This is a genomic window from Desulfosporosinus sp., from assembly GCF_014237355.1.
GTDB lineage: Bacteria > Bacillota > Desulfitobacteriia > Desulfitobacteriales > Desulfitobacteriaceae > Desulfosporosinus.
In genome coordinates this window covers 30,943-55,308 of the sequence record NZ_JABZFS010000077.1, presented here as the reverse complement: position 1 = coordinate 55,308, position 24,366 = coordinate 30,943, and the positions used below count along the sequence as shown (strand labels likewise).

The 24,366-nt window shown below is 41.8% G+C and carries 27 protein-coding genes and 1 riboswitch; of the genes, 21 read left to right on the top strand and 6 right to left on the bottom strand.

Features of this window, described 5'->3' with window-relative positions:
* From HGJ98_RS18590 to HGJ98_RS18575, 4 genes are all read left to right on the top strand, one after another.
* Positions 1 to 1,479 (top strand): monovalent cation/H+ antiporter subunit D family protein, encoded by a 1,479-nt coding sequence (locus HGJ98_RS18590; RefSeq protein WP_291353200.1) that lies wholly within the window; start codon positions 1 to 3, stop codon positions 1,477 to 1,479.
* A 55-nt stretch (positions 1,480 to 1,534) separates the two neighbouring features.
* On the top strand, positions 1,535 to 1,780 hold the full coding sequence (locus tag HGJ98_RS18585; RefSeq protein ID WP_291353199.1) for a hypothetical protein: 246 nt from the start codon (positions 1,535 to 1,537) through the stop codon (positions 1,778 to 1,780).
* Positions 1,773 to 3,548 (top strand): Na(+)/H(+) antiporter subunit D, encoded by a 1,776-nt coding sequence (locus tag HGJ98_RS18580; RefSeq protein ID WP_291353198.1) that lies wholly within the window; start codon positions 1,773 to 1,775, stop codon positions 3,546 to 3,548. Before HGJ98_RS18585 ends, HGJ98_RS18580 begins: the two co-directional genes overlap by 8 nt.
* Positions 3,549 to 3,765: 217 nt before the next feature.
* The gene (locus HGJ98_RS18575; RefSeq protein WP_291353197.1) at positions 3,766 to 4,593 is read left to right on the top strand and encodes a manganese catalase family protein; all 828 of its coding nucleotides are present in this window, start codon (positions 3,766 to 3,768) and stop codon (positions 4,591 to 4,593) included.
* A gap of 127 nt (positions 4,594 to 4,720) precedes the next feature.
* Here the strand turns inward: HGJ98_RS18575 and tsaA are convergent, their stop codons facing one another.
* The 3 genes from tsaA to HGJ98_RS18560 all read right to left on the bottom strand — a co-directional run bounded on the left by tsaA (position 4,721) and on the right by HGJ98_RS18560 (position 6,386).
* Positions 4,721 to 5,335 (bottom strand): tRNA (N6-threonylcarbamoyladenosine(37)-N6)-methyltransferase TrmO, encoded by a 615-nt coding sequence (tsaA, locus tag HGJ98_RS18570; protein WP_291353196.1) that lies wholly within the window; start codon positions 5,333 to 5,335, stop codon positions 4,721 to 4,723.
* A gap of 24 nt (positions 5,336 to 5,359) precedes the next feature.
* Positions 5,360 to 5,551: a CooT family nickel-binding protein gene (locus HGJ98_RS18565; RefSeq protein WP_291353195.1), complete on the bottom strand. Its 192-nt coding sequence runs from the start codon at positions 5,549 to 5,551 to the stop codon at positions 5,360 to 5,362.
* A 367-nt stretch (positions 5,552 to 5,918) separates the two neighbouring features.
* On the bottom strand, positions 5,919 to 6,386 hold the full coding sequence (locus HGJ98_RS18560) for a Fur family transcriptional regulator (protein ID WP_291353194.1): 468 nt from the start codon (positions 6,384 to 6,386) through the stop codon (positions 5,919 to 5,921).
* Positions 6,387 to 6,622: 236 nt separating this feature from the next.
* Here HGJ98_RS18560 and HGJ98_RS18555 point away from each other — a divergent pair, with 236 nt between their 5' ends.
* The 13 genes from HGJ98_RS18555 to HGJ98_RS18495 all read left to right on the top strand — a co-directional run bounded on the left by HGJ98_RS18555 (position 6,623) and on the right by HGJ98_RS18495 (position 17,824).
* Positions 6,623 to 7,546 carry a zinc ABC transporter substrate-binding protein gene (locus HGJ98_RS18555; protein ID WP_291353193.1) on the top strand — a complete coding sequence of 308 codons (924 nt, stop codon included), beginning with the start codon at positions 6,623 to 6,625 and terminating at the stop codon, positions 7,544 to 7,546.
* On the top strand, positions 7,543 to 8,364 hold the full coding sequence (locus HGJ98_RS18550; protein ID WP_291353192.1) for a metal ABC transporter ATP-binding protein: 822 nt from the start codon (positions 7,543 to 7,545) through the stop codon (positions 8,362 to 8,364). Before HGJ98_RS18555 ends, HGJ98_RS18550 begins: the two co-directional genes overlap by 4 nt.
* Positions 8,348 to 9,184: a metal ABC transporter permease gene (locus tag HGJ98_RS18545; protein WP_291353191.1), complete on the top strand. Its 837-nt coding sequence runs from the start codon at positions 8,348 to 8,350 to the stop codon at positions 9,182 to 9,184. The genes HGJ98_RS18550 and HGJ98_RS18545 overlap by 17 nt, the downstream gene beginning before the upstream one ends.
* A 187-nt stretch (positions 9,185 to 9,371) precedes the next feature.
* On the top strand, positions 9,372 to 9,776 hold the full coding sequence (locus tag HGJ98_RS18540; protein ID WP_291353190.1) for a metal-dependent transcriptional regulator: 405 nt from the start codon (positions 9,372 to 9,374) through the stop codon (positions 9,774 to 9,776).
* A gap of 234 nt (positions 9,777 to 10,010) precedes the next feature.
* Entirely contained in the window at positions 10,011 to 10,223 is a 213-nt protein-coding gene (locus tag HGJ98_RS18535) for a ferrous iron transport protein A (RefSeq protein ID WP_367142748.1), read from the top strand.
* 136 nt (positions 10,224 to 10,359) lie between these two features.
* Positions 10,360 to 12,372, top strand: coding sequence for a ferrous iron transport protein B (feoB, locus tag HGJ98_RS18530; protein ID WP_291353188.1), 2,013 nt, complete (start codon positions 10,360 to 10,362; stop codon positions 12,370 to 12,372).
* Positions 12,369 to 12,515 (top strand): FeoB-associated Cys-rich membrane protein, encoded by a 147-nt coding sequence (locus HGJ98_RS18525; protein ID WP_367142747.1) that lies wholly within the window; start codon positions 12,369 to 12,371, stop codon positions 12,513 to 12,515. The genes feoB and HGJ98_RS18525 overlap by 4 nt, the downstream gene beginning before the upstream one ends.
* Before the next feature lie 405 nt (positions 12,516 to 12,920).
* Positions 12,921 to 13,973, top strand: a complete 1,053-nt coding sequence (locus HGJ98_RS18520) for an energy-coupling factor ABC transporter permease (RefSeq protein WP_291353187.1) — start codon at positions 12,921 to 12,923, stop codon at positions 13,971 to 13,973.
* Between the two features lie 90 nt (positions 13,974 to 14,063).
* Complete coding sequence (gene cbiQ / locus HGJ98_RS18515; protein WP_291353186.1) at positions 14,064 to 14,873, top strand: cobalt ECF transporter T component CbiQ; 810 nt, start codon at positions 14,064 to 14,066, stop codon at positions 14,871 to 14,873.
* Complete coding sequence (locus HGJ98_RS18510; protein ID WP_291353185.1) at positions 14,870 to 15,625, top strand: energy-coupling factor ABC transporter ATP-binding protein; 756 nt, start codon at positions 14,870 to 14,872, stop codon at positions 15,623 to 15,625. The genes cbiQ and HGJ98_RS18510 overlap by 4 nt, the downstream gene beginning before the upstream one ends.
* A gap of 123 nt (positions 15,626 to 15,748) precedes the next feature.
* The gene (locus HGJ98_RS18505; protein ID WP_291353184.1) at positions 15,749 to 15,961 is read left to right on the top strand and encodes a tautomerase family protein; all 213 of its coding nucleotides are present in this window, start codon (positions 15,749 to 15,751) and stop codon (positions 15,959 to 15,961) included.
* Between the two features lie 142 nt (positions 15,962 to 16,103).
* The gene (locus HGJ98_RS18500) at positions 16,104 to 17,297 is read left to right on the top strand and encodes a DVU0298 family protein (RefSeq protein ID WP_291353183.1); all 1,194 of its coding nucleotides are present in this window, start codon (positions 16,104 to 16,106) and stop codon (positions 17,295 to 17,297) included.
* A gap of 146 nt (positions 17,298 to 17,443) precedes the next feature.
* The gene (locus HGJ98_RS18495) at positions 17,444 to 17,824 is read left to right on the top strand and encodes a VOC family protein (RefSeq protein ID WP_291353182.1); all 381 of its coding nucleotides are present in this window, start codon (positions 17,444 to 17,446) and stop codon (positions 17,822 to 17,824) included.
* Here the strand turns inward: HGJ98_RS18495 and HGJ98_RS18490 are convergent.
* The gene (locus HGJ98_RS18490; protein ID WP_291353181.1) at positions 17,815 to 18,810 is read right to left on the bottom strand and encodes a D-cysteine desulfhydrase family protein; all 996 of its coding nucleotides are present in this window, start codon (positions 18,808 to 18,810) and stop codon (positions 17,815 to 17,817) included. The genes HGJ98_RS18495 and HGJ98_RS18490 overlap by 10 nt on opposite strands.
* 139 nt (positions 18,811 to 18,949) lie before the next feature.
* Between HGJ98_RS18490 and HGJ98_RS18485 the strand changes: the two genes are divergently transcribed.
* Positions 18,950 to 19,867: a TIGR01212 family radical SAM protein gene (locus HGJ98_RS18485; RefSeq protein ID WP_291353180.1), complete on the top strand. Its 918-nt coding sequence runs from the start codon at positions 18,950 to 18,952 to the stop codon at positions 19,865 to 19,867.
* Positions 19,868 to 19,904: 37 nt separating this feature from the next.
* Here HGJ98_RS18485 and HGJ98_RS18480 read toward each other — a convergent pair whose 3' ends face one another.
* Positions 19,905 to 20,090: a hypothetical protein gene (locus HGJ98_RS18480; RefSeq protein WP_291353179.1), complete on the bottom strand. Its 186-nt coding sequence runs from the start codon at positions 20,088 to 20,090 to the stop codon at positions 19,905 to 19,907.
* 40 nt (positions 20,091 to 20,130) lie between these two features.
* Complete coding sequence (gene eam, locus HGJ98_RS18475; protein ID WP_291353178.1) at positions 20,131 to 21,381, bottom strand: glutamate 2,3-aminomutase; 1,251 nt, start codon at positions 21,379 to 21,381, stop codon at positions 20,131 to 20,133.
* Between the two features lie 146 nt (positions 21,382 to 21,527).
* A riboswitch (cyclic di-AMP (ydaO/yuaA leader) is annotated at positions 21,528 to 21,655 on the bottom strand.
* 125 nt (positions 21,656 to 21,780) lie between these two features.
* On the opposite strand from eam, the gene HGJ98_RS18470 reads away from it, so the two are divergent.
* From HGJ98_RS18470 to HGJ98_RS18460, 3 genes are read left to right on the top strand one after another with little or no spacing between them, the layout of a single operon-like run.
* The gene (locus HGJ98_RS18470) at positions 21,781 to 22,389 is read left to right on the top strand and encodes a TrkA C-terminal domain-containing protein (protein WP_291353177.1); all 609 of its coding nucleotides are present in this window, start codon (positions 21,781 to 21,783) and stop codon (positions 22,387 to 22,389) included.
* Between the two features lie 5 nt (positions 22,390 to 22,394).
* The gene (acpS, locus tag HGJ98_RS18465) at positions 22,395 to 22,751 is read left to right on the top strand and encodes a holo-ACP synthase (RefSeq protein ID WP_291353176.1); all 357 of its coding nucleotides are present in this window, start codon (positions 22,395 to 22,397) and stop codon (positions 22,749 to 22,751) included.
* Positions 22,752 to 22,774: 23 nt separating this feature from the next.
* A complete protein-coding gene (locus tag HGJ98_RS18460) occupies positions 22,775 to 24,364 on the top strand; it encodes an NAD(P)H-hydrate dehydratase (protein WP_291353175.1) in 1,590 nt (529 codons plus the stop codon).
* Positions 24,365 to 24,366 lie beyond the last annotated feature (2 nt).

Genomic DNA, 24,366 nt, shown 5'->3' with positions numbered 1-24,366 from the left:
ATGAACTTGGAAATAATTGAATCAGCAAGGCCGGTATATGCAATTCTGGTTTCACTGCTGGCAGTAGTATTTATAGGTATTTCTGGCAAATACCCAAACCTAAGAGAAATGTGGACAATGTTAGCCGCTGTACTAAAATTCGGCCTGGTGGTTTCAATGCTGCCGACAATTCTTGCAGGTAAGGTTATTGAGTATCATGTGACAACAGTTCTGCCAGGACTTGACATTGCTTTCAGAGTGGATTCACTTGGCATGACCCTTGCTTTAACAGCGTCATTTTTGTGGATTATAACATCTGTTTATGCAATAGGCTATATGCGCTCATTGGATGAACATGCCCAGACCAGGTTTTTTATGTGTTTTGCTCTAGCTCTGTCTGCAGTTATGGGCGCCGCTTTTTCAGCAAACGTATTTACCCTGTTTGTCTTCTACGAGATTATTACTGTAACGACCTTTGGCCTGGTTGCCCATGAAGAAACATCTGAAGCCATTAAAGGAGCAAGGAGATACCTTACCTACTTAATGGGTACCTCGATTTTCTTCTTCCTTCCAGCCATGTTTTTAACCTACAATTACGCAGGAACTCTAGATTTTGCCAGTCAGGGAATTTTGGCGGGCAAAGCCTCTTATACAATAATCAGTATAATTTTTGTTCTCTATATTGCGGGCATAGCAAAGGCAGGTATGATGCCCTTTCATGCCTGGTTACCATCTGCTATGGTTGCACCCACTCCTGTGAGTGCCCTACTGCACGCTGTTGCAGTAGTAAAGGTCGGTGTTTTCACGGTTGTTAGGATTTTGCTTTTTGTGTTTGGTATCGACTTGCTAAGTGAAATTGGGCTCGGAACCTATTTAGCTTATTTTGCCTCTTTCACTATCATTACGGCCTCTATTCTGGCCTTGAAACAGGATAATTTAAAACTTCGGTTAGCCTATTCCACAGTGAGTCAGCTTTCCTATATTGTTCTGGCGGTTGCTCTATTGACACCAAGTGGCATTACTAGCAGTATTATTCACATTACTATTCATGCCTTTGGTAAGATTACACTCTTCTTTGTAGCTGGTGCGATTTTTGTGGCTACAGGAAAGAAATATATCAGCCAGATGGACGGGATCGGTAGGAGGATGCCCTTCACCATGGCTGCCTTTACCGTAGGAGCTTTTTCGATGATTGCTATACCGCCCTTTGGAGGGTTTGTCAGTAAGTGGTACTTGATTTTGGGAACTGTGGAAGCTCACATGTTGCCAATTATGGTGGTACTTGTGGCAAGTACACTATTAAATGCTGCTTACTTTTTGCCGATTATTTACTCGGCGTTTTTTAAAGAGCTGCCGACTGATGAAGTGGAGGGTTTACGGGAAGCTCCTCCAATGGTTGTTGTTCCCCTGGTTATCACGGCCCTTGGGACACTAACTCTCTTTTTCTGGCCTTCGCTGCTGCTTGATCTTGCCAGAATGGTAGTGTCTCTCGTAATGTAAATAACAGAACGATACGTACCCAAAATGGGAAGACAGGGGGGTAACTGGAACGAATATGAATAAGATCATAGAGTACTTTGAAAGACCTAATGTAGGTACAGCAGTTCGTTATTTGTTTTATGCAAGCTTGGTATTGCTCCTGATTTTAGAATTCTTGGTTGAAAAGCATCCTTATTTCCCTTGGGCTGGCTTTCCCGCCTTTAACGCAGTCTACGGATTTTTATCTTGTGCTATAATCATTGCCGTCTCCAAGCTTTTAGGTAAGTTTTGGCTGCAAAAAGGAGAGGACTATTATGACTAGCTTTCTACCGCCTGCCTTTATTTTTATTGCAGGGGCGGCCCTTATTCCTTTTCTTAGAGGAAGACTCAAGCAGGTTTATATGATTCTGCTTCCAGCGCTAGCCTTTTTGAATCTGCTTAATATGCCAGAAGGTAGTAGTTGGGTACTCAATTTATGGGATTATCAACTGATATTTGCTCGTGTTGATAAATTGAGTATGGTTTTTGCTTATATCTTTGTAATCATGGCTTTTGCTGGAGCCATATATGCAGCTCATGAAGAAGACAATTTGCAGTTGACAGCCGCCTTTTTGTATGCCGGTAGTTCACTGGGAGTTGTGTTTGCTGGTGATTTGCTATCCCTATTTATCTTCTGGGAGATTATGGCCTTAGCTTCAACTTGCTTAGTTTTTGCTAGAAGGACCCAGGCCTCCATCAAAGCAGCTTTTAGGTACATCATGGTGCACCTTTTCGGCGGGTTAATGCTCATGATTGGTATTTTGATGCATGTTGCCGAAACTGGATCCCTAGAGTTTAATCTGATTGGGTTGAGCGGGTTAGCCTCAGGGTTTATCCTGCTGGGCTTTGCTGTGAACGCCGCAATATTTCCTCTCTCGGCTTGGCTTCCAGATGCTTATCCCGAGAGTACCGTAGTGGGGACTGTATTTTTAAGCGCCTTTACTACTAAAACCGCTGTTTACACTCTAGCTAGGGGCTTTGCTGGTACCGAGATATTGATGTGGCTCGGAATTACGATGATTATTTACGGTATTGTCTTTGCTATCCTCGAAAACGATATGCGACGGGTATTGTCCTACAGTGTTATTAACCAGGTGGGCTTTATGGTAGTTGGTATAGGGATTGGTACTGAATTGGCCATTAACGGGGCTGCATCTCACGCCTTTGCCCATATCTTATATAAAGCCTTGCTGATGATGTCCGCCGGTGCCGTGTTGTATTTAACCGGCCGCACTAAAACTAGCGAACTGGGCGGGTTATATAAGACTATGCCTTGGACCCTGGTCTTTTGCTTAGTCGGCGCTGCATCTATTTCAGGCTTCCCGCTAACGGGAGGTTTTACGACAAAATCTATGATTGCCTCAGCAGCAGGATATGAACAAATTACCATTATATGGATGTTGCTTACAGTGGCTTCAGCAGGTGTGTTCTTGCACGCGGGTATTAAGTTCCCCTACTTTGTGTTCTTTGCTAAAGATTCAGGCCTTAGGCCTAATGAAAAGAAACTTCCGCGAAACATGCTGGTAGCTATGGGCTTCCTCGCTTTCATGTGTATCCTGGTTGGAGTATATCCCCAAATGTTATACCGTCTACTACCTTACCCGGTAAGTTATGTACCCTATACTGGTGATCACGTTGTTGGCCAGCTCCAACTCCTGATGTTCTCGGCTTTGGCCTTCTTTATGCTTCTGAAATACCTCAAGAGAACCGAAACCCTTACCATGGATACTGACTGGATATACAGAAGAGGGGCGCATATTCTTGTTTCGTTTCTTTCTGTTCCGGTGGCATGGACCTATAACAAACTTGGGTATGTTTTACTGGAGAAGATCCCAAATGTTGCAATTTGGTTTAGCAAAAACCCTTTGGGGGCAATGAAAATAGGGGCATCGAATGTAGTTGTATCTATGGCTGGCGATAAGGAAGCCAAAAAAGCCTTGCAAAAAGTGAAATCTGCCTATCCCGGCACTCTCAAGGAGTGGTCCATTAGTACAGCTGTAAGTATTGCCCTTGTTATATTTGTTGTGTGTATGATACTCTTCTTTTCGTAATATACTCAACTACGCGACCATTCCTTACATGATACCAAAAGCTAATAAGAGCACAGGTCATTTATAATGCCTGTGCTTTTTTGTATTAACAAATAAGAACCAACTGGAAAATATATTAAATAAGAAATTTGGATAAAAGGTCAATGCAAATCAGATACTATGTATTGAAATGAGTATAACTTCTCATTTACGCAATAAAAGGGAGGATTGATTATAATTGTTTAAACATATTAAAGATATGGAATATACGGTGCATGTCGATCAACCGGATCCCCGATTTGCCGTTCTCTTACTTGAACAATTTGGTGGTGGTAATGGTGAGCTTAAAGCAGCACTACAATATTTTTCACAGAGTTTAGGATGTAATGATCCAAAGATTAGGGATTTGTTGCAGGATATCGCTGCCGAAGAATTAAGCCATTTAGAAATGGTCGGTGAATGTCTGGGTATGCTGATTGGGCCCGTCGATAGCATTCCCAAAGATTTCGATGCTAATCATATGGCCTTGCTCGGAGGTGGACCACTTCTGATTAACTCCGGTGGGGTACCTTGGACAGCCGCGTACATTAATTCAACAGGAGATCTATACACGGATCTTACATCGAATGCGGGGGCAGAACTTCGGGCGAAGCTTATTTATGAGCGACTTCTCCAACAAACGGATGATGCTGGAGTTAAAGACATGATTCGTTTCCTACTGAGTCGTGAGGAATCACATAACTTCTCCTTTATGCAAGCGATTAGTACAATCCAAGGCAGTGGAGTAAAGAAAGATTTCCGTGATTCGGATTTCTCCAAGAAATACATGAATATGTCAACAGGTACGGGGGATAGCAGAGGTCCTTGGAACCAAGGAAATGAAATTTCTTACGAAGAAAATCCTAACGAAAAATATGGTGGCCCAGCTCAGTATGGCAAAGATCCTCAACCAGCAGGAGGTAGAGAAGTTCAACCAGGGTATAATGATCATACAAGAAACAATCCACAATATTCTCAGCCTAAACCTACTCAACCAACCCCTGGTTCGGCTCCTAACCAACACTAAGTAATAGCAAAAAGTTTATATATAGAGATAGAGGATAATGTGTTAATAAAACCACATCAGCCTCTATCTTTTTGCAGGGGTTTAACAAGATATTTGATTAGCATTGGCATAAAGGTCAAGAAGGAATCTAATCGTTATGGCTGTGCAGATGCTTGGTGTGTCTATGGGTATGATTATGGTCATAACGGGTGTGATTATCTTCAAGTGGAGTATGGTCGTGATCATGGTTGTGGTTATGGTCGTGATCGTGATCATGGTTATGAGGAAGCCCGAGGACGTGGGCCATTGTATGTTTACTCTCGGGAAGTGAGTCTAACCAGCCATTATTAGCATCCACCTTGCTGTCGAGGAAATGCATATAGGGCTTGATGTCAAGTAGGGGAGTCCCATTATAGGCATCAATTCCTGAAATAATAAGTTCATTGCCTTGTATTGCTTTAATCTGAACAATACTTAGACCAATGGGATTGGGTCTTTTTGGAGAACGGCTGGCAAAGAGTCCGATTTCAGTTTCAGGAGCCCAGGGAGATCTTGTAAGAAGCTCTATCGGCTGTGTAACGTCATTTAAATGATAGAGTACATAAATATAGCTGAAGGTGTCTAGTGTTTCTAGGGCACTAGCATACTCGGGATTTAATGTGATCCAGAAATCACCAGGTGCATTAGGTATCGGCTGATGAGGAGTATTTAAGTCAAAATAGGGCGTGTGGATTGTTCCGATTGATTGAAACGTAATGGACATATAATAGCCCCTTTCGTACAGTTACTAATCAATTTTTTCCAATACAATACGGTGGTTCAGAAGAGTCATGTCTTTGATCTTAGCTTGAATAAATTTTTGCATTCCAAAAATATCAATGAGCTTTAGGCCGTTTTCATAAGGCTCAATGATATCAACTGACTCCATGAACATTTCTTCAGTTTCTCCATCTCGTAGATAGGCATTTGCTTCACACATATAATTGCTCCTTCTTTTTTTGTACTAGACAATTTGTCGTTACATACTTTCTAAAGGTCCCGTCGGGTCGTGGCTACAGGGACACCTGGCCATTCATGGCAGGCGGTCCCTTCTGGCGTTCCTTCCGTGGCTCAGGGACACTTGGCCCTGTAGCCACGGAAGGCGCCGGAGGATTGGTGCTAGCTGAATCTTTTTGAAGACTAAAAAAGACCATAGAGATACCCTTAATTATTGGGTAGACCTCCATGGTCTTTTTTGTGCACTATTATTATAGGAAAATCTAATTAATAACTTATTCGACAGTCAAAAATAATTTCCTGCTAATTCAAAAAAACATTCGCAATATTATGTCTAGTAGGATGGATTTTTACACATCTTCACCATCAGTGGATGGCTCTTTAAAGTTTTTACAATCATGGCAATAACCATAGATCTCAAGTTTATGTCCCGTAATATCAAAGTCTATTTTTCGTTTAAGCATTTGCTGTAATTCGCCAATGGGACAATCTTCGATGGATATCAACTTGTGGCAGCCTACGCATAAAAGATGGTGTTTATGCTCGTGGTGGTTCAATTCATAAAGAGCTTTACCATCATCTACTCGATTCGATTTAATGACTAAGTTCTTAGAGGTAAAGGTATCAAGAGTCCTATATACAGTAGACATATCTATTGAAGCGGTCTTATCTTTTAAGGATATAAATAATTGTTCTGCCGTTTTTGGTGAGTCAGACTCTTCGAGGATTTCGAGGATAGCGGTCCTGTGCTTGGTGTTTTTTATACCTTCTCTTTTAAGCAGTTCTCTATAGTTTGAATATTGTTCCAAAAAGATCATTCCTTAATCCTTAATATCCTATTACTATGTTCATTTTAAACCATTTTAATATTTTAGCAAATATTTAGCCCATATATTTGTCGAGCATTCCCTAATATAGATTTCTTAAGTAGGATATTTCCAATGTTTGAGCGATTAAGAAGTTAAATAATGGTTTACAATTAGTAATAATAGAGTATAATTTACATAAGATGCAAATGCAAGGCAGTTGCAATTAGAAAAAAGGGGATAGTTCTATGCGTTCAAATTTAATAAAAATCCTTTGTCTTATGATATTTAGTTTGTTGATGTTAACTGGGTGCGGAGCAAACAATGAGTCTAAGGCTACTGTTAGTCAAACCGCAGATTCCAAGACTGAACGGGCCGTAAAGATAGCCACTTCATTTTACCCGATGTATATTTTCACCTTAAATATTGCAAAAGATATCCCTAACGTTAATGTTGTAAGTTTGACAAAGCCAACGACGGGATGCCTGCATGACTATGCGCCTACGCCTGATGATATGAAAAACTTGGAGGGCGCACAAATCCTGGTCATTAATGGAGCAGGAATGGAATCGTTTATGGATAAAGTTACTAGTCAAATGCCTGATCTAAAAATCATCGAGTCCAGCAAAGGAATAACGTTAATTCCTGGAGAAGGGGATGAAGGAGATAACCCCCATGTTTGGTTAAGTATAACGGACGCCATTACTCAAGTACAGACAATTGGAGATCAGCTCGCTGCCCTCGATCCAGATAACTCCAAAAAATATCGAGAAAATACCCAAACCTATATTAAAAAACTCGAGGTCTTAAGGACGAAAATGCATCAAACTTTAGATGACATACAACAGCGTAACGTTGTTACTTTCCATGAGGCCTTCCCTTATTTTGCAAAGGAATTTAACTTGAACATTGCAGGAGTTATTGAACGTGAACCGGGTTCTGCACCCAATGCTAAAGAATTAGGTGAAACTATTGAGAAGATTAAGAACCTGAAAATCACTGCGCTCTTTGCTGAACCTCAATATCCTGTTAAAGCAGCAGATACTATTGCCAACGAGACGGGGGCAATAGTGTATACCCTTGATCCAATCGTAACGGGGCCGATGGAGGCTGACGCGTATATTAATCTCATGGAAAGCAATCTCCTAACTTTACAAGAGGCATTAAAATGAAAAAACATCATAAATGCGCTAATACTAAATGTAAAACCTGCGAATGCGGTTTATGTTGTACAAAAATCAATAACTTCGGGGTTAAACGTAGTGGTATAGATATATTAAGGAATGTCAATCTCCACATCCACTGTGGAGATTTGACCGCGATTATCGGACCTAATGGAGCGGGGAAAAGTACGCTTCTTAAGGCTATTTTGGGAGAAGTTTCCCATACGGGTGAACTCCAATTTCTTGATGCCCAGAAAAATGGGACAAGAAGACCCTCCATTGGATATGTTCCCCAAAAGCTCGATTTGGATTCCAGCTCCCCTACGACTGTCCTGGATTTATTTGCTGCAGCACATACTAATATTCCAATTTGGTTTACATACCCTAAAAAGATGCGCGAACGTGTCCGTGAAAGCTTAGCAAGGACTCGAGGGGAGCATCTAATCAATAAACGGCTAGGAGAATTATCTGGTGGCGAGTTACAGAGAGTATTATTAGCACTTGCCCTAGATCCAATTCCACATCTGTTGTTACTGGATGAACCCGTATCGGGTATTGATCAGAAAGGTTTGGAATTATTCTATGAAACAGTTTCGACTCTTCGAGATAATTATGATTTGTCAATTATTCTGGTTTCACATGATCTCAGTTTGGTTGCGGAGTATGCAGATCGCATAGCTTTTGTTAATAATAAAACGATTGAATGTTGTGGGACTCCGCAAGAAGTCTTTACCAATACCCAAGTGATTCAAGCATTCGGTTTAGATTGGTCTAATCGTTTTCAGAGGGATGAAAAGGATAGGGTGGATAATGCACTTATGGTATAGCTTAGTGGATAGTTTGCTTCCTTTCGGATGGTTACAGCACGGCTTTATGAAGAATGCCCTGTTGGGCGTTTTACTGGTAACCCCAATTTTCGGTTTGCTGGGCACCATGATCGTAAATAACAAAATGGCCTTCTTTTCGGACTCATTAGGTCATTCCGCTCTAACAGGGATCGCAATTGGGGTTATATTGGGTATCAAAAATCCTGTTTGGTCGATACTATTCTTCGCGGTGTTGATTACCATCGCCATTTTGGTGGTGAAAGAGGCCAATACAGCCTCGACAGATACGATCATTGGGGTATTTTCTTCGACGGCAGTTGCGCTAGGCCTTGTCATACTCTCACGAAATGGTGGTTTCAACAAATATTCAGGGTATCTTATTGGAGATTTGTTAAGTATCAGTCCAACGGATTTGTTGACACTGGGAATTGTCTTTGTAATGGTTATCCTTTTATGGGTTATTATTTTTAATAAGCTTCTTCTATCAAGTATGAATCCATCATTAGCTCGAAGTAGAGGGATTAGGGTTAGGGGATACGAGTATCTATTTACAATAATGATGGCAGTTATCGTAACAATTTCTATACAATGGGTAGGGATATTGATTATCAGTTCGCTGCTGATTATACCTGCAGCTGCTTCGCGTAATATTGCTAAAAATATGAGGCAATATCACGTTTACTCTGTTATGATAGCCCTTATCTCGGGACTATCGGGCTTAATCATATCATATTTTTGGGGAACAGCTACCGGGGCAACGATTGTGCTAGTCACATCTGCATTTTTTGCACTTACGTTTATCATGAAATTAAGACTCTGATAAGATAAGACTTTGATACGTTAACGATAGGTGTCTTATTAAAGCAACCATTGGGAATTTTTTAGATTGACAATATGTGAGATGCCAACAAGCTGAGTATTGACATAAAGATCATGTGGTTTGGTATATTTTACATAAAAAGTTAGAATGGTAAAACTTATTCTGTTTTATAAGAAAGGTGAAAATAGTGTCAAACGATTCAATTGTGTTAACTTCTGCTTTAGAGGATTACCTAGAAGTAATCCTGGAGTTAGGTGAAACCGAAAAAGAAATTAGGGTAACTGATGTTGCAGAAAAGTTGAATATTGCTAAATCGACTGTTACTATAACACTTAATAAATTGAAGAATTTAGGGTTGGTTACTCAGGAGAGCTATGGGCCTATTATATTGACTCGTATGGGTGAGGTATATGCTGTAGACGTAAAAAAACGTCACCGAGTACTGAGGAAATTCTTAGTAGAAATACTTGGGGTTGATTATCAGACGGCCGAGAAAGACGCATGTTTAATGGAACATGTCATAAGTCCAGTTACCATTAAAAAGATGGAAGAATCTATTGTTAAGAATCATGAGGAAATTGCCAAAAAGTGACTCGAAAAATTGCTCAACTTCGATGTTAAATCTTATTGACATTCATTATCAATTAAGCTAAAATTAGAGTAAGTCAAGGAAGTGGTATTGATGTTTGAAACAGGGGGTAATTTGCAAAGAATAACTGATAATGATTATTATAATCGGACAGGTTTCTTATTTGGACATAAGCTAATTCCAGTTTTATTGAGCATCAGAAACAATTCGTAATATAACATAAGGAGGTCAAACATGATGGCATTATCAAAAGCGATGTTAAATACGACTTATACTGTGAATTGTGTTAATACGGATTATGAAGATATTCGTGAATTTCTATTTACCCTTGGTTGTTATCCTGGGGAAAAAATAACTATCATATCAAAATTGGCCTCTAACTATATAATTAACATCAAAGATGCAAGGTACAGTATAGACGAAGATTTAGCAGATGCAATTATGGTATAAACTATCTAATCAAGTTAGGACTCCTACTTCAAAAACTGGGAGTGGGAGTTCATAAAAACCATGTCTACTGGAACTACTACAAGAGAAACATTAATCAAAAAGTTAGATCGAGCTAACTTTTTACAAGGAGGAACATATGAAAATTGCTTTAGCTGGAAACCCCAATAGTGGAAAAACAACATTGTTTAATGCTATTACGGGTAAAATCGAGCATGTTGGAAATTGGTCTGGGGTTACCGTGGAGAAAAAGGAAGGGGATGTTAAGCAGAGCCTTAACCCAAAGAATGAAGACTTGGTTGTGGTGGACTTACCCGGCGCATACTCCATGTCGCCATACACGAGTGAAGAGTCGATAACCAGAGACTTTGTGCAAAACGAAAACCCTGATGTCATCATTAATATAGTCGACTCAACAAATTTAAGCAGAAGTTTGTTCTTTACTACACAATTACTGGAGCTGGGTATACCCGTTATTATTGCCCTAAATAAGAGTGATTTGATAGATAAAAAGGGAAACACTATTGATGTTCCGGCATTGAGTGATGCACTTAAGTGCCCTGTTATTCTGACTTCAGCGACTAAATCATCAGATAACGGTATGCCTAAGCTTATAGATGCTGTAATAACCCTTGGCAAGTCAAACAAAAAACAAATTCCTCCGAATATTAATGGTGTAAAAAAAGCCTCGACCAAGGAAGAATTTGAAAAAGCGGATAAAAAACGATATGCCTTTGTAAATAATGTAGTTACGGAAGTCGAGAGAAGAAAGGTAAGTTCGGAAAAGCAAACCCTACAAGACCAGGTTGATAGGGTAATTGCTCACAAATGGCTGGGGATTCCGATTTTTGCAGCAATAATTTGGCTGGTGTTTTCGATCTCTCAGTCATGGGTTGGACCACTGCTGGCAGATACTTTTGTTGGATGGATCGACATGTTGTACGAAGGTATAGCCTCTCTGCTCGGCGAAGACGTAAACCCCGTAGTTGCTGCTTTGCTTCTTGATGGTATCATTGGCGGTGTTGGTGCTGTGGTTGGATTTTTACCACTGATTATGGTGTTGTTTTTCTGCTTAGCACTATTGGAGGATAGTGGATACATGGCAAGGGTAGCGATCGTTTTAGATAGATTCTTTAAAAAAGTTGGATTATCCGGTAGATCGATCATACCTATGATTATTGGTACCGGTTGTGGTATCCCTGGAGTTATGGCGACAAGAACCATCAAAAACGAACGACAGAGGCGCACCACAGCGATGTTAACCCCATTTATGCCTTGCGGCGCTAAACTCCCAATCATAGCACTTTTTGCCGGTGTATTTTTTGGGGATAACAGCTGGGTTGGAACCTCAATGTACTTCCTGGGAATTATTGTTATAATTATAAGCGCGTTAATCATCAGAAAAATTACTGGGGATTATTCTAAGTCCTACTTCATTATGGAACTTCCAGAATATAGATTACCAAGTCTGAAGAGAGCAGCAATATCTGTGTTAATGAGAGCAAAAGCCTTCATTATCAAAGCAGGGACAATTATTCTAGTCTGCAACGCTGTAGTTCAAATCTTACAATCATTTAACTGGCAATTACAAGTTGTTGCGGAGAATGCGCCGGAGACAAGTATATTAGCCAGCATTGCTTCACCCTTAGCGGTATTATTTATCCCACTTGGCTTTGGGCTGTGGCAGTTTGCAGCAGCAGCAGTAACAGGATTTATTGCAAAGGAAAACGTAGTCGGAACCTTAGCTGTTTGCTTTAGTATAACGAATTTTATCGATGTTGAAGAATTAGCACTTGTTGGGGGAAGTACAGAAGTAAGCACGATCTTTGGAATTAGTGCAGTAGCCGGACTTGCTTATCTGGTATTCAACCTCTTTACCCCACCTTGCTTTGCGGCCATAGGTGCCATGAACTCTGAAATGGAATCCCGCAAGTGGCTTTTGGGTGCTGTAGGTTTTCAACTAGGTATGGGTTATACATTGGCTTTCTTTGTATACCAGATAGGTACTTTAATAACGACTGGAACAGTAGGCTCTGGATTTATTGGAGGACTAATCGCGGTAGCTCTTATAGCAGCTTATGTTGGTTACCTAATGAGAAAAGGCAGTAAAGGTAATGAAATATCTGCCGGAATGAGGTCGGTGAAGGTATGAGCATGGTAGATTTTATAGTCATTGGTGTAGTAGCTGGACTCGTTGCACTTGCTATATATAAAATAGTCAGGGATAAAAAAAGGGGTGTAAAGTGTTCCGGATGCGGCGGATGCAGTGGATGCCCCGATAAGAACCTGCAATAATAGCAAAAAACCTTCTCCAATACGAGGTATTTGGAGAAGGTTTTTTATAGTAACTGAACAAGATCATCATCAAAGACTTAAGAGTGTTGATCCCATCTCTTCGTTTTCACAAATAAATGTATTGACTAACTAGAACAAAATGTGTTATATATGTTTTATAGATATCTTTGTAGAATATTTAAAAAATTAAACTTGTAGGGCAAGGCTATGAAAGCGTTTGCAAAAACCATGGAGGTTTGAACCCAGTAGGGTCAACTTTGTGGTTTTTTGTTTTTTTGTGTAATAGAAAGGAAGGGGGAATAATGCATTAGATAAACCTTTAATAGAATTTATAAAAATCAACCGTTTGAATAAAAGTGAAAAATAAGATACGATATGGACTCAAAAAAGTTTGGAGGAATCCTTATGCATATGGCAGATGCTTTGATTTCACCTGTTGTAGGTGGAGCCATGTGGGTTGCTACTGCGGGTGTTGCGGCCTATTCGATTAAGAAAATTCAAACTGAGATGGATGAGAAGAAGGTTCCATTAATGGGAGTGATGGGAGCATTTATCTTTGCGTCCCAGATGATCAATTTTACGATACCAGGGACTGGCTCCAGCGGTCATATTGGAGGAGGCTTGATTCTTGCTATTTTACTTGGACCCTATGCAGGTTTCCTCACTATGGCATCAGTTCTCACGATCCAAGCTCTTTTTTTCGCAGATGGAGGTTTGCTTGCTTTAGGGAGTAATATCTTTAATATGGGCTTTTTCACCTGTTTCGTTGCCTATCCGTTAATTTATAAAGCCTTTATGGGAAAGGGGTATTCTAAGAAGAGGATTGTCTTTGCCTCGGTACTTACGGCGATGATCGGTCTTCAGATGGGGGCTTTCGGGGTTGTTTTACAGACGCTCTTTTCTGGTAAGACTGAGTTGCCTTTTGGGACATTTGTATTATTAATGCAACCCATTCATTTGGCGATTGGTGCTGTAGAAGGGCTTGTCACAGCCGCTGTAGTAACATATATTTGGAACTCACGGCCGGAAATTATTGAAAGGGCAGCCTCTGGAGAAGCTATTGGAAATGTCTCCATAAAGAAGGTTGTTGCAGGAATGGTTGTGATAGCAATGGTCACTGGGGCGGGGTTATCCTGGTTTGCCTCTTCCAACCCAGACGGCTTGGAATGGGCCATGATTAAGACCGCAGGAACAGCCGAATTGGAGGCAACAGGTACTCTACATCAGCAGTTGTCTGATCTGCAGACTAAAACATCCTTCTTACCCGATTATTCCTTTAAGGCATCTGAAAGTGAAATGGAACAAGTCGTTGGAGAAGGCGAAGAAGTATGGCCTGCTGTAAGTGGAGGGACGAGTACTGCTGGGTTAGTTGGCGGTGGAATGACGCTTGCTTTGGCTGTGCTTATGGGATTAGGTGTTTCTATGTTAAAGAAACGTAAAAATAGGTTTAGTGCATAACAATTCGTTGTTAGAATTTCTCTTCTTGAAATGTCTTGGAAACTACTAATAGTTTTAGTAATAATACAAAAATTTGATGGGATTGTTGTTATGTCAAACATCATGGATTCATTATATAACATGCGGCTTCTTGATGATCTGGCTCGACAGGATACTGTGATCCATAAACTACATCCACTTGTAAAATTATTAGCCACAGTTAGTTATTTAACTGTGGTTGTCTCCTTTGGTCGATATGATATTGGTGGAATACTGCCCTTAGTAATATATCCGGTGATGGTCTTTACCTTGGCAGAACTTCCTGTGAAACCAATAGTTTTAAGGATCTTACTTGTCTCACCCTTCATTATTGGAATAGGTATCTTGAATCCTTTTTTTGACAAGCAGATTTTTGTGCTGGGTGATCGGGAAATCTCAAGAGGTTGGGTTACCTTTTTATCGATATTGTTAAAAAGCGGATTAACTGTCACCGCAGCCTTACTGCTTATTGCGACCACTGGAATGGACCGGTTAGGATCCGCTTTAAGGATGCTTAAAATACCTCGTATCTTTGTGCTCCAATTGCTCTTAACCTACCGTTATATCTCTGTATTGATGGAGGAGGTAGCTCGGACGTTAAGGGCTTATTCTCTTAGAGCACCTAAACAAAAAGGTGTCCACCGAAGCGCATGGGGGTCACTGGCAGGACAACTATTACTCCGGACCTTTGATAGAGCCCAGCGAATATATGAAGCAATGTGTTTAAGAGGTTTTGCAGGGGAGTATAATACAGGGAGCTTTGGGAAACTCAGAATTGGGGATTGGGTTTATCTAGCAGTATGGTTTTTGTTCTTTATTACCGTAAGATTTTATAATATTCCAATGTTAATTGGGTCATTGATAACGGGAGTGATAAGATGAGTCACCATAAACTAGAGGTTAAGGATCTGCATTATAATTACCCGGATGGACACGAAGCGGTTAAAGGAATGTCCTTTTGCATCCATCATGGAGAGTCAGTAGGGATAATTGGAGCGAACGGAGCAGGAAAATCTACTTTACTAATGCTGCTAATGGGGGTTCTGTTTCCAAGCGAAGGAGAAGTCTCTGTAGGAGATGTTCATGTTACTAAAAAGACACTTCCAATGATCCGTCAAAGGTTAGGTATGGTTTTCCAAGATCCGGATGATCAGCTTTTCATGAATACTGTGTATGATGATGTAGCCTTTGGACCTCGTAATTATAAACTTGATGAAAACGAAGTCGAAAAGCGTGTCCTCCAGGCTTTAGAGTTGGTTGGAATCCTTCATCTGAAAGATCGGGCCCCTTTTAAGTTATCAGGTGGAGAAAAGCGAGCTGCCGCTATTGCCTCGGTACTTTCGATGCAGCCAGACATATTGGTGATGGATGAACCCACTGCCGCCCTTGATCCAAAATCCAGACGCAGAGTTATGGATCTCTTAGGGAGCTTTAAGCATACTAAAATTGTCACCAGTCATGATATAGACATGATTTACGGGATGTGTGATCGGACGATCGTTATCAAAAAAGGGGAAATTGCAGCGGATGGGGCTACATCTGAAATTCTAGTGAATGCAGAATTGATGGAAGCCTGTGGTCTTGAAGTACCATTGGCCTTGCAGAACTGTCCTGTCTGTGGCACCCAAAAATAAGGATATTTATTGAAGAATAGGTAAAATAAACAGGCTTGTTTAGTTGCTTAAGATTACATGTTTTTTATCCCAAAGGGGAATTTTAATATAAGAGTTTTACAATACAGTGGAGGTGCTTTGTAAATGCCAATGATTAACTTTGATGGGCCTGTCCTAACAATTGATCAAAAGAGAAGTCTTATCCATGGAATGAGTCAAGCTGCTTCCCAGGCTTTAGGAATTCCTATGGCTGCGTTCACGGTTACGTTAGATGAACATGAATATAGTAACATGGGCATTGGCGGGGAAGTACTAACAGAAACAGCTTACTGGGAGAAGTATAAAGAAAGAGATTAAACATAGTTTAAAGTTGATATCTTGCTTTTCGTTATTTTTTAAAGAGCGACCTTTCGGGGTCGCTTTTTATATTACAAATCCTATTGAATTGTGATAATATTATTATTAATAAGGAAAAATTAAAAACAGAGAGGGTGATCCAATGCCTACGAAAAGAGATGTGCAACGGGTATTAGAGAAACGGGATTGGATGCAACTGGGTGTTTGGGCAAAGGAAAAACAACATAGAAACGTCTATCGACAATTTATGACAAGAATATACGTTAAGGATGGGCTTGAATTCTGGCGTGCAGTAGAGGCCTTAGGGTTTATCGCTCGAAAAATTGAGCTTGAAGATGAGAATTTCGCCGTAAATCTCGTGCGCCGCTATTTTTGGATGCTTAACGATGAATCCGGGGGAACCGCTTGGAATGCTTCAGAGGCTATAGGGAGTCTATTAACTCATTGTCCCAAAACCTGTGGGCATTTCAATTGGATGCTTTCCGGGCTGTTGGTCGATGAAAGCTTAAGTGATGGTGCTTTGTGGGGACTAGCACAACTAGCCCAGAACGCTCCCCAATTAGTAGATCCTCTTGAAGAGAGGATCAGGCCTTTCCTAGAATCTGAGCAGCCATTTGCACGTGGTTTAGCGGCGCTAATCTATGCATTGATGCGGACTCCTGACAATGGGTTCCCTCTCTATAAAGAAGATGGTCCTAAGTGGAGCGTACCTGTCGACCTTGATCAGCGTTTAAAAAGTGATTCAAGTATAATCGAAATCTATCAATCTGGTGAACTTATCAAGTATTCTATTCAGGAACTATGGACAGCCCAACCCCTTACTTTTTGGACTGAGCTTGTTATGATCAAAGACTTAGAGGTTATGGTAACGGTAGCATCGACCACAGTGGGATTATGTTGGTTAGGACTTGGACAGTCGGTTGAGGAAGAGCAGTCCTTTCGAACCTGGACGTCCCGCCAATTTCCCGAACGTTTCTTAATGCGCAAGCGAGGACCAAATATTGAGTCTATTCAACAGCTACAGGAATATTTTACGGGGAAACGCCAGGACTTTACCATTCCTCTCCATCAACTTGGTACACCTTTTCAGCTTAAAGTATGGGAAGAGCTTTTGCGAATTCCCTACGGAGAGACACGCAGCTATAGTGATATTGCCGAAAAGGTGGGTAATCCTAAGGGGCAGAGAGCAGTGGGGATGGCTAATAATCGAAATCCCATCGGGGTTGTAGTGCCTTGCCATCGAGTGATTGGTAAGAGCGGAAGTTTGACAGGGTATGCCGGAGGGGTAGAGATTAAGCAAAGACTATTAGAGTTAGAAGCCTTACAAAAAAACTAGGGGAAAAGCGGTATTCAAATTGGAGGATAAAAAAATGTTGTATATCTGTGCTTAGGCATAGGGCAGGTATATGGATATTTAGGGCATATTCGTATAATCATATTGAGAAAGAATGAGAAAAAGACAAGGAGAAGGCAGGGATAGAGATGGAAACCAACACCCTATTTACAGGAGTTGAGCACATAGGAATTAAAGCCTTGGAAATGGAAAGGGCAATTCAGTTTTACATAGAGGTCCTTGGTTTTAAATTTTTACACCGAATTAAACCGGGAGAGGTAGAATTAGCCTTTCTGGAATTAGGGGGTACGATTATAGAACTGGTGGAAGTCGTCGATGGTCGCCAGTTCGAAGACGGGGTTGTCAATCACCTGGCGATCAGAGTACCGGATATTATTAAAGCCATTGAACACTTAAGAGACCATCAGGTAGAATTGACGACTTCTGAGCCCATGTCATTGGGGGAAGGTCGGTATAATTTCTTCTTCAGGGGTCCGAGCGGGGAAAAACTCGAGCTTTATCAGGCGTGACCTAGAAGTTCCGTATAGTAGTGCTGATCAAAGATAGCTGGCCCACCTCCGGTATGCCAGAAGACGATGGACTCAGGGAATTCTCGGTTTTTGTATTGCATTAAGTGTTTAACTGCGGCAACCCCTTTGGAAGTATAGACAGGATCAAATAGGATACCGTCTGTTCTAAAGCACTCTATGATGACCTTAGAAGACTCGGGAGTAGCGGAGCCATAACCCGACCCAATAAAATCAGTCGTAATTTCGAAGGGCGGGAGAGAACGAGGAATGTGTAAGAGTTCTAAAACCTCTGTAGCTAGTTGCTCAACTTGCCTATGCAGTTGATCCGAACTTTGGACCACATTTACTCCTAATAAGCGAAGGGGTTGAGGGAGAAGGGCGTTTGCGGCGACTAATCCGGCTAGAGTTCCTGCACTCCCAACTGAACAGACAAGTAAATTAGGAGTCCATCCTTGCTCTTCTGCCTGGGTAAGAAGTTCAAAGAAAGCTAGAAAATATCCAAGGGATCCTAGAGTATTGGACCCACCTAGAGGGATGGTATAGGGATAGTATCCTTTAGACCTTTTTTCAGAGGATATGCGTTTTACAGCCTGCTCAAGAGGTTCTTCACCACAGGCTATGATTTCTGCCCCGGCTAAGCGGTCTAAAATCAGGTTGCCACCCCATTCTGTGGGGGGAGTTCCTGGAATAACAAGCACGGATGGAAGCTTTAACATTGCAGAAACAACGGCTGTGAGTCGAGCGTGGTTCGACTGAGGCGCTCCCGAAGTGATTATGAGGTCCGCTTTCTGATTAAGTGCTTCAGCCATCAAAAATTCCAGTTTGCGTAGTTTGTTTCCCCCTAGGCCATAAAGGGTCAGGTCGTCTCGTTTCCAATATAGTGCATCTTCTCCCCATGAGAGGCGACTTTTTTGCAGGGGCGTAGGTCCACTCATTAAGGGGACGCGAGGGGGGAAGGGCAAGCTTTTCAGTAATGAACTATACATTATGACACCTCCTTAGATGGTCATTCTATCAGTTGTTGGAAAACTCCTTCTTCGAACTGGTCGGGAAGTGACTCAACCTTGCAATACCCACTCTATATGGTAATATTATCTCTGTAACTACAAAGAATGGATGCAAATTATGCAAAAGAAACGATATCATACATTTAATGAACACCTGCGTTACCGATTTGGAGAGAAAGTCTTTAAGGTCTCCTTAGATGCTGGATTTACTTGCCCGAATCGTGATGGAAGGTTGGGCTGGAGCGGGTGCGTCTATTGCAGCGAGCGGGGATCGGGGGACTTTGCCGGGGATCAGAGGTTATCCCTGCATGATCAATTTAATCAAGTAGCCGAACGGATGAAGAAAAAATGGCCTAGTGCTAAATATCTAGCTTATTTTCAAGCTTATACCAATACCTATGCCTCGGTACATAGGTTACGTGAGGTTTATGAAAAGGCATTGACTGAGGAGAACGTGATTGGGTTATCCATATCAACAAGGCCGGACTGCTTGCCTGAGGATGTGCTGGATTACCTAGAAGAACTAAATCAGCGGACCTATTTATGGGTAGAGCTAGGCTTGCAAAGTAAACATGATCGAACCATGGATTGGATCAAAAGAGGGCATAATTATTCTCAGTTCCTCGAGGGACTTGATCAATTACGGTCCAGAGGAATACGGGTTTGTGCTCATATAATTCTGGGGTTACCAGGCGAATCAAAAGCAGAGATGTTGGAAACAGCACAGGCAGTGGCCAGTCTACCGATTCAGGGAATTAAACTTCATTTGTTGCATGTGCTACGAGGAACCCCCTTAGCAAAAATGTATGAGCAGAAGCCTTTTGAACTCATGACGAAGGAAGACTATGTCTCCTTAGTCGTTGATATTCTGGAAATCCTACCACCAGAGATGGTGATTCATCGGTTGACAGGAGATGGTCCTCCAGAGGATCTTATTGGGCCCCTTTGGAGCAGAAAAAAGTGGGAGGTCCTTAATGCCATTGATGCAGAGTTAGAACGACGGGACACATGGCAAGGAAAATGGGCAAAAAAATAGCGATCCTAAGGATCGCTAAATAGAGAAGGAGAAGAAGTCATGGCCTAAGGATAGGCCGTGGAGACATTGTTTGAGACATGGGTATACTATAATAGTCGTTTTTAGTGTTAGGTTGGGTCGGCAGAGGTTTGAAGCCCGGTGCTAAATTCAAGTAACGCTTGATATCTGAATTTGTTTGAATAATCCGTTGTGCAATTTGGTCATTATTAAGACGTTCCTTCATATCGCACTCTCCTCCTAGATAACGTTTGAATCATCCTGATTTACGGTGTTTCGTACTGGACAAGCTTTCCTTCCCAAGTACGCAAAACTGCTTTGTTTTCATTAAGGTCCATAAGGTATTGGGGTAATATGGGTGTCTTGCCTCCGCCCTTAGGGGCATTAATAATATAGGTTGGCACAGCAAGTCCAGAAGTATACCCTCGCAATTGATCCATTACGGCAAGTCCATCTTGAATGCGAGGAACAAAATGACGTGTACCCTTAACATTTTTAGCATGAAATATATAGTAAGGACGAACCCTGATTTTAAGGAGCTCCTGATTAAGCTTCTTCATAACCTCTGGTTGATGATTTATTCCTTTGAGTAAAACTGCTTGATTCCCTAAAACCACTCCGGCTGAAATTAGTCTGTCAGCCGCTTTTTTGGCGTCTTCAGTGACTTCTTTGGGGTGATTGAATTGTGTATTAATATAGAGCGGCGGATATTTTGCAAGTATTGAGCATAATTCATCCGTAATGCGCATTGGCAGAGTTACGGGGGCCCTTGTCCCAAGCCGTTTGATTTCAACGTGAGGAATAGCGTGGAGTTCTCCAAGCAGCCAATCTAGGGTTAGATCACTTAGCAGTAAGGCATCTCCTCCGGTTACTAAGACGTCTCGAATCTCAGGGTTTGCTCGAATATAATCGAGTGCAGCCTTAAGCTGAGTTCGTGGTGTATGGGTATCGGTTTCTCCGATATTACGCCTGCGCTGGCAGTGTCGGCAGTACATAGCACACATATTAGTGACGTTGATAATTAAGCGGTCAGGGTATCGCCTTGTAATGCCAGGAGCAGGAGACGTGATACCTTCTCCCATAGGGTCTTCTTCTCCAAAGTCTTCGTCAAGTTCAGCTATAGTAGGCAATCCTTGCAGTCGTATTGGATCCAAGGAATCCGTATCACTCATCAAACTTAAATAATAAGGGGATACGGCCCAACGAAATGTTTTACCAACACGTTCAATTTCTTCACATTGATCTGAGGTTAAGCCAGGAAGCAGAGCAATCAAGGCATCGGGGTCTGTAATTCTATTGGCCATTTGCCAGTGCCAATTTTCCCAGTCTTCAAGTGTTGCACCAAAGTAGCTTAGTATATTTGCACGACGGGATTCGTAGACTTTCGAAAGGGATAGCCCGGTTGGAATGGTTCTGGAATTATTTATATAAGGTGTAACCATTTGTTTAAGCTCAACTGCTCGCTTTAGTGCGAATTGTCGAAAGGTATTCGAACGTTCTTGAAGTTCGACAGCCATATATATCCCTCCTTAATTGTTTCCAAAGTAAATTTGCTCCATTATGCTTGCTTTTTTGTAGTTAGTAGGAGTGGTCAAGTAGTTTTTGAAAACAAAAAAGAACCAATCTAAAGTGTCGGTTCCCAAAGAAAAACGTAAAACATCACGCTTCCGTGTTTCAACGCTTACGAGGTTAGCTGTCGGGTTAGAGCTGAAACTGCTCTTCGCCATCTGGCGATTCACCCCTAAAAGTGGTTCCCCCGTTTTCCTTTTGGAAATTCAGCTAGCATAAGGATTTTATTTTTACTAACAACCTTATACTAACATAAGAGTTGTTACCTGTCAAGAGCATGATGTCACTTAGATTTGGCTATGTTATAATAGTATGGAATTCTCGATATAGATAAGGGGTTGGATTGGTTGGAAAAGGCTCGGTATCAGGAAATTGCTCTTGATATAGCTCACGCCATCATGATGGGAGAATATCATGAGGGGGTTAAAATTCATGGTCGTTCGACGTTAGCGGGGCGGTATAACGTATCTCCAGAAACTATTCGCCGGGCTATTGCAGTTTTGCAAAATGTCGGTGTGGTTATGGTAAGCCAAGGCATAGGTATAACTGTAACGTCAAAAGCCATGGCAGAAAAGTTTGTTAAGTCCTTTGATCAAAAAGGAGAAATTCAAGTCTTTGTTGAAGATCTTAAAAAGCTTATGGATCAAAGGCGCGAAACGGATCTAAAGATTGAAAGTCATCTTAACAAGTTTCTAGGTTACACTGATAGGTTAATGTCTCGTTGGTTGGATGTCGGCGAAATTGAAATAGGGAAGACCTCTCCCGCTATTGGCAAAACGTTGCGGGAATTAAAGGTTCGAGAGCGTACTGGGGCAACGATTGTTGCAGTGGTAAGAGATGGGTTAGAACAGTTTTCACCGGACGCTAGTCTTGTCCTTCGTGGGGAAGATGTCTTACTAGTAGCAGGCTCTGCAGAGGGGCAACAGAAATTAAGGTCTATTCTTTTGGTGGGGTAAGCAAAATGCATCCAGGGATTGATATTATTGAGATACAACGAGTGGAACAGGCCTTTAGACGCCAACCTAGACTATCTGAGCGTCTTTTCACTGCGCGAGAGCTAGAGGCTTTGGCCGGAAAAAGTATTCAAAGTTATGCAGCCCGTTTCGCCGGTAAAGAAGCGATTCTGAAAACATTGGGGGCAGGTTTACGTGGGGTATCCTGGCACGATATAGAAATTTTGAGTGATCTTAGTGGAGAGCCGTTAGTTTATCTCAGCTCGATTGCTATGGATCGGGTTCGTGCTAGGGGTGGATCCCTAGTCCGAGTAAGTTTATCCCACAATCGAACCCAGGCCATGGCGTTTGCAATTCTGTCTTAAACTATTGAACTGAGGTGGAGAAAGTGCGTGTGGTCAATGCAGAACAGATGCGGCAAATTGAAGAAAAAGCCATTCATCATTATGGTATTCCAAGTTTGCTCCTTATGGAAAATGCAGCCTGGGCAGTCGTCGAAGAAATACGGCGTTGTCTCCCTAAAATAGGAAAAGAAGGATTAAGTGGTAGGAAGGCAGTTGTTCTAGTCGGGAAGGGAAATAACGGCGGAGATGGGTTGGCTGTTGCTCGGCATTTAGTACTTCAGGGTATGGATGTGACGGTCTTAGTATTTGCTCCACTAGAGGAACTAAAAGGGGATGCTGCTTTAAACTTAAGGCTTTTTCACGGTACCATTGGTAAACTGTTTGTCATCGAAGGGGAAAAGCAACGTCGTTTAACACGTTTAGCTTTAGCGCAGGCCGATATCGTTGTAGATGCACTTTTTGGAATCGGAATGCGTGGAGCTTTGCCTAGTTTAGTTGAAGACTATGTGGACGAAGTCAACCGTACTCCTGGCTGGGTGATATCCATTGATATTCCTAGTGGAGTTGAGGCTAATACCGGAAAAGTTTATCGAACTGCGGTTTGTGCCCAAACGACAGTTACCTTTGGGCTTCCTAAGTGGGGTCTTTTTCTCGGTGAGGGTCCAGAGTATTGTGGAAGAGTCGTCGTTGATCCTATCTCTATTCCGGAATCCTACTTAATGGAAGAAGGAATCTCAACCTTTGTGTTGATGGATGATGATATTCGAGGCCTGATTCCAATTCGCCAACTTAAAGGGCATAAAGGAACTCATGGAAAAGGTATTCTTGTTGCAGGATCTAAAGGTATGAGTGGAGCAACCGTACTGGCTGGTCGGGGAGCTTTGCGAAGTGGTATTGGACTTTTACAAATTGTTACTCCTCAGGGGATTGCAAACGAAGTGGATTCAAGTGTCACAGAGGCAACGGTTTGGTCTGCGCCTGGAGAGGATTGGCTAAATGAAGAAGCTTGGCCGGTAATTCTAAAGCAATCCGAGAAGGCTCAAGCCATTGCTATAGGTCCGGGCTTATCCCAGAATTCACAATTTATTCAAGTGCTAGAAGAAATATTGAGGAATCTTAGCTGCCCAGTGGTCTTAGATGCAGATGCTCTGAATTTAATAGGGTTAAAACCAGGTGTGTTAAGTTTAAGAAATGGTCGTGGACCATTGATTCTTACTCCCCATCCGGGTGAAATGGCTCGACTCTGCCAATGCAGCATCGAGGATATTGAAGGCAATCGGTTGGACATTGCCGTAGCAAAAGCAGTTGAGTGGGAAGCGGTCATTGTTCTAAAGGGTTCCGTAACTATTATTGCTTCTCCAGACGGTCGTGCCTTTTTCAACCCAACAGGAAATCCTGGACTTGGCACTGGGGGGACGGGGGATGTTCTCACTGGGAGTATTCTTGCCTGGTTGGCCCAAGGAGTGCCCCCCCTTGAAGCAGCGTGTTTAGGGGTATATTTACACGGAAAAGCTGCGGATGAATTAGCAGTAGAGTTTGGTTGGTCTGGTTTTACAGCCTCAGAAGTAGCGGATCATTTGCCAAAGGTTCGTCGTTTTTTGGAGGTTAAGGGCTTAGAGGGAAAGAGGGGATAGGG

Bases quoted from the DNA above. Each gene is read 5' to 3' on its own strand.
- HGJ98_RS18565 (WP_291353195.1), bottom strand. From the start codon at position 5,551: ATGTGTGAAGCAAATGCCTATCTACGAGATGGAGAAACTGAAGAAATG.
- HGJ98_RS18545 (WP_291353191.1), top strand. From the start codon at position 8,348: ATGCACTTATGGTATAGCTTAGTGGATAGTTTGCTTCCTTTCGGATGG.
- HGJ98_RS18525 (WP_367142747.1), top strand. From the start codon at position 12,369: ATGAGCATGGTAGATTTTATAGTCATTGGTGTAGTAGCTGGACTCGTT.
- HGJ98_RS18550 (WP_291353192.1), top strand. From the start codon at position 7,543: ATGAAAAAACATCATAAATGCGCTAATACTAAATGTAAAACCTGCGAA.
- HGJ98_RS18535 (WP_367142748.1), top strand. From the start codon at position 10,011: ATGGCATTATCAAAAGCGATGTTAAATACGACTTATACTGTGAATTGT.
- HGJ98_RS18485 (WP_291353180.1), top strand. From the start codon at position 18,950: ATGCAAAAGAAACGATATCATACATTTAATGAACACCTGCGTTACCGA.
- tsaA (WP_291353196.1), bottom strand. From the start codon at position 5,335: ATGTCCATTACGTTTCAATCAATCGGAACAATCCACACGCCCTATTTT.
- cbiQ (WP_291353186.1), top strand. From the start codon at position 14,064: ATGTCAAACATCATGGATTCATTATATAACATGCGGCTTCTTGATGAT.
- feoB (WP_291353188.1), top strand. From the start codon at position 10,360: ATGAAAATTGCTTTAGCTGGAAACCCCAATAGTGGAAAAACAACATTG.
- HGJ98_RS18505 (WP_291353184.1), top strand. From the start codon at position 15,749: ATGCCAATGATTAACTTTGATGGGCCTGTCCTAACAATTGATCAAAAG.
- HGJ98_RS18500 (WP_291353183.1), top strand. From the start codon at position 16,104: ATGCCTACGAAAAGAGATGTGCAACGGGTATTAGAGAAACGGGATTGG.
- HGJ98_RS18510 (WP_291353185.1), top strand. From the start codon at position 14,870: ATGAGTCACCATAAACTAGAGGTTAAGGATCTGCATTATAATTACCCG.
- eam (WP_291353178.1), bottom strand. From the start codon at position 21,381: ATGGCTGTCGAACTTCAAGAACGTTCGAATACCTTTCGACAATTCGCA.
- acpS (WP_291353176.1), top strand. From the start codon at position 22,395: ATGCATCCAGGGATTGATATTATTGAGATACAACGAGTGGAACAGGCC.
- HGJ98_RS18590 (WP_291353200.1), top strand. From the start codon at position 1: ATGAACTTGGAAATAATTGAATCAGCAAGGCCGGTATATGCAATTCTG.
- HGJ98_RS18560 (WP_291353194.1), bottom strand. From the start codon at position 6,386: ATGATCTTTTTGGAACAATATTCAAACTATAGAGAACTGCTTAAAAGA.
- HGJ98_RS18480 (WP_291353179.1), bottom strand. From the start codon at position 20,090: ATGAAGGAACGTCTTAATAATGACCAAATTGCACAACGGATTATTCAA.
- HGJ98_RS18555 (WP_291353193.1), top strand. From the start codon at position 6,623: ATGCGTTCAAATTTAATAAAAATCCTTTGTCTTATGATATTTAGTTTG.
- HGJ98_RS18495 (WP_291353182.1), top strand. From the start codon at position 17,444: ATGGAAACCAACACCCTATTTACAGGAGTTGAGCACATAGGAATTAAA.
- HGJ98_RS18520 (WP_291353187.1), top strand. From the start codon at position 12,921: ATGCATATGGCAGATGCTTTGATTTCACCTGTTGTAGGTGGAGCCATG.
- HGJ98_RS18580 (WP_291353198.1), top strand. From the start codon at position 1,773: ATGACTAGCTTTCTACCGCCTGCCTTTATTTTTATTGCAGGGGCGGCC.
- HGJ98_RS18490 (WP_291353181.1), bottom strand. From the start codon at position 18,810: ATGTATAGTTCATTACTGAAAAGCTTGCCCTTCCCCCCTCGCGTCCCC.
- HGJ98_RS18585 (WP_291353199.1), top strand. From the start codon at position 1,535: ATGAATAAGATCATAGAGTACTTTGAAAGACCTAATGTAGGTACAGCA.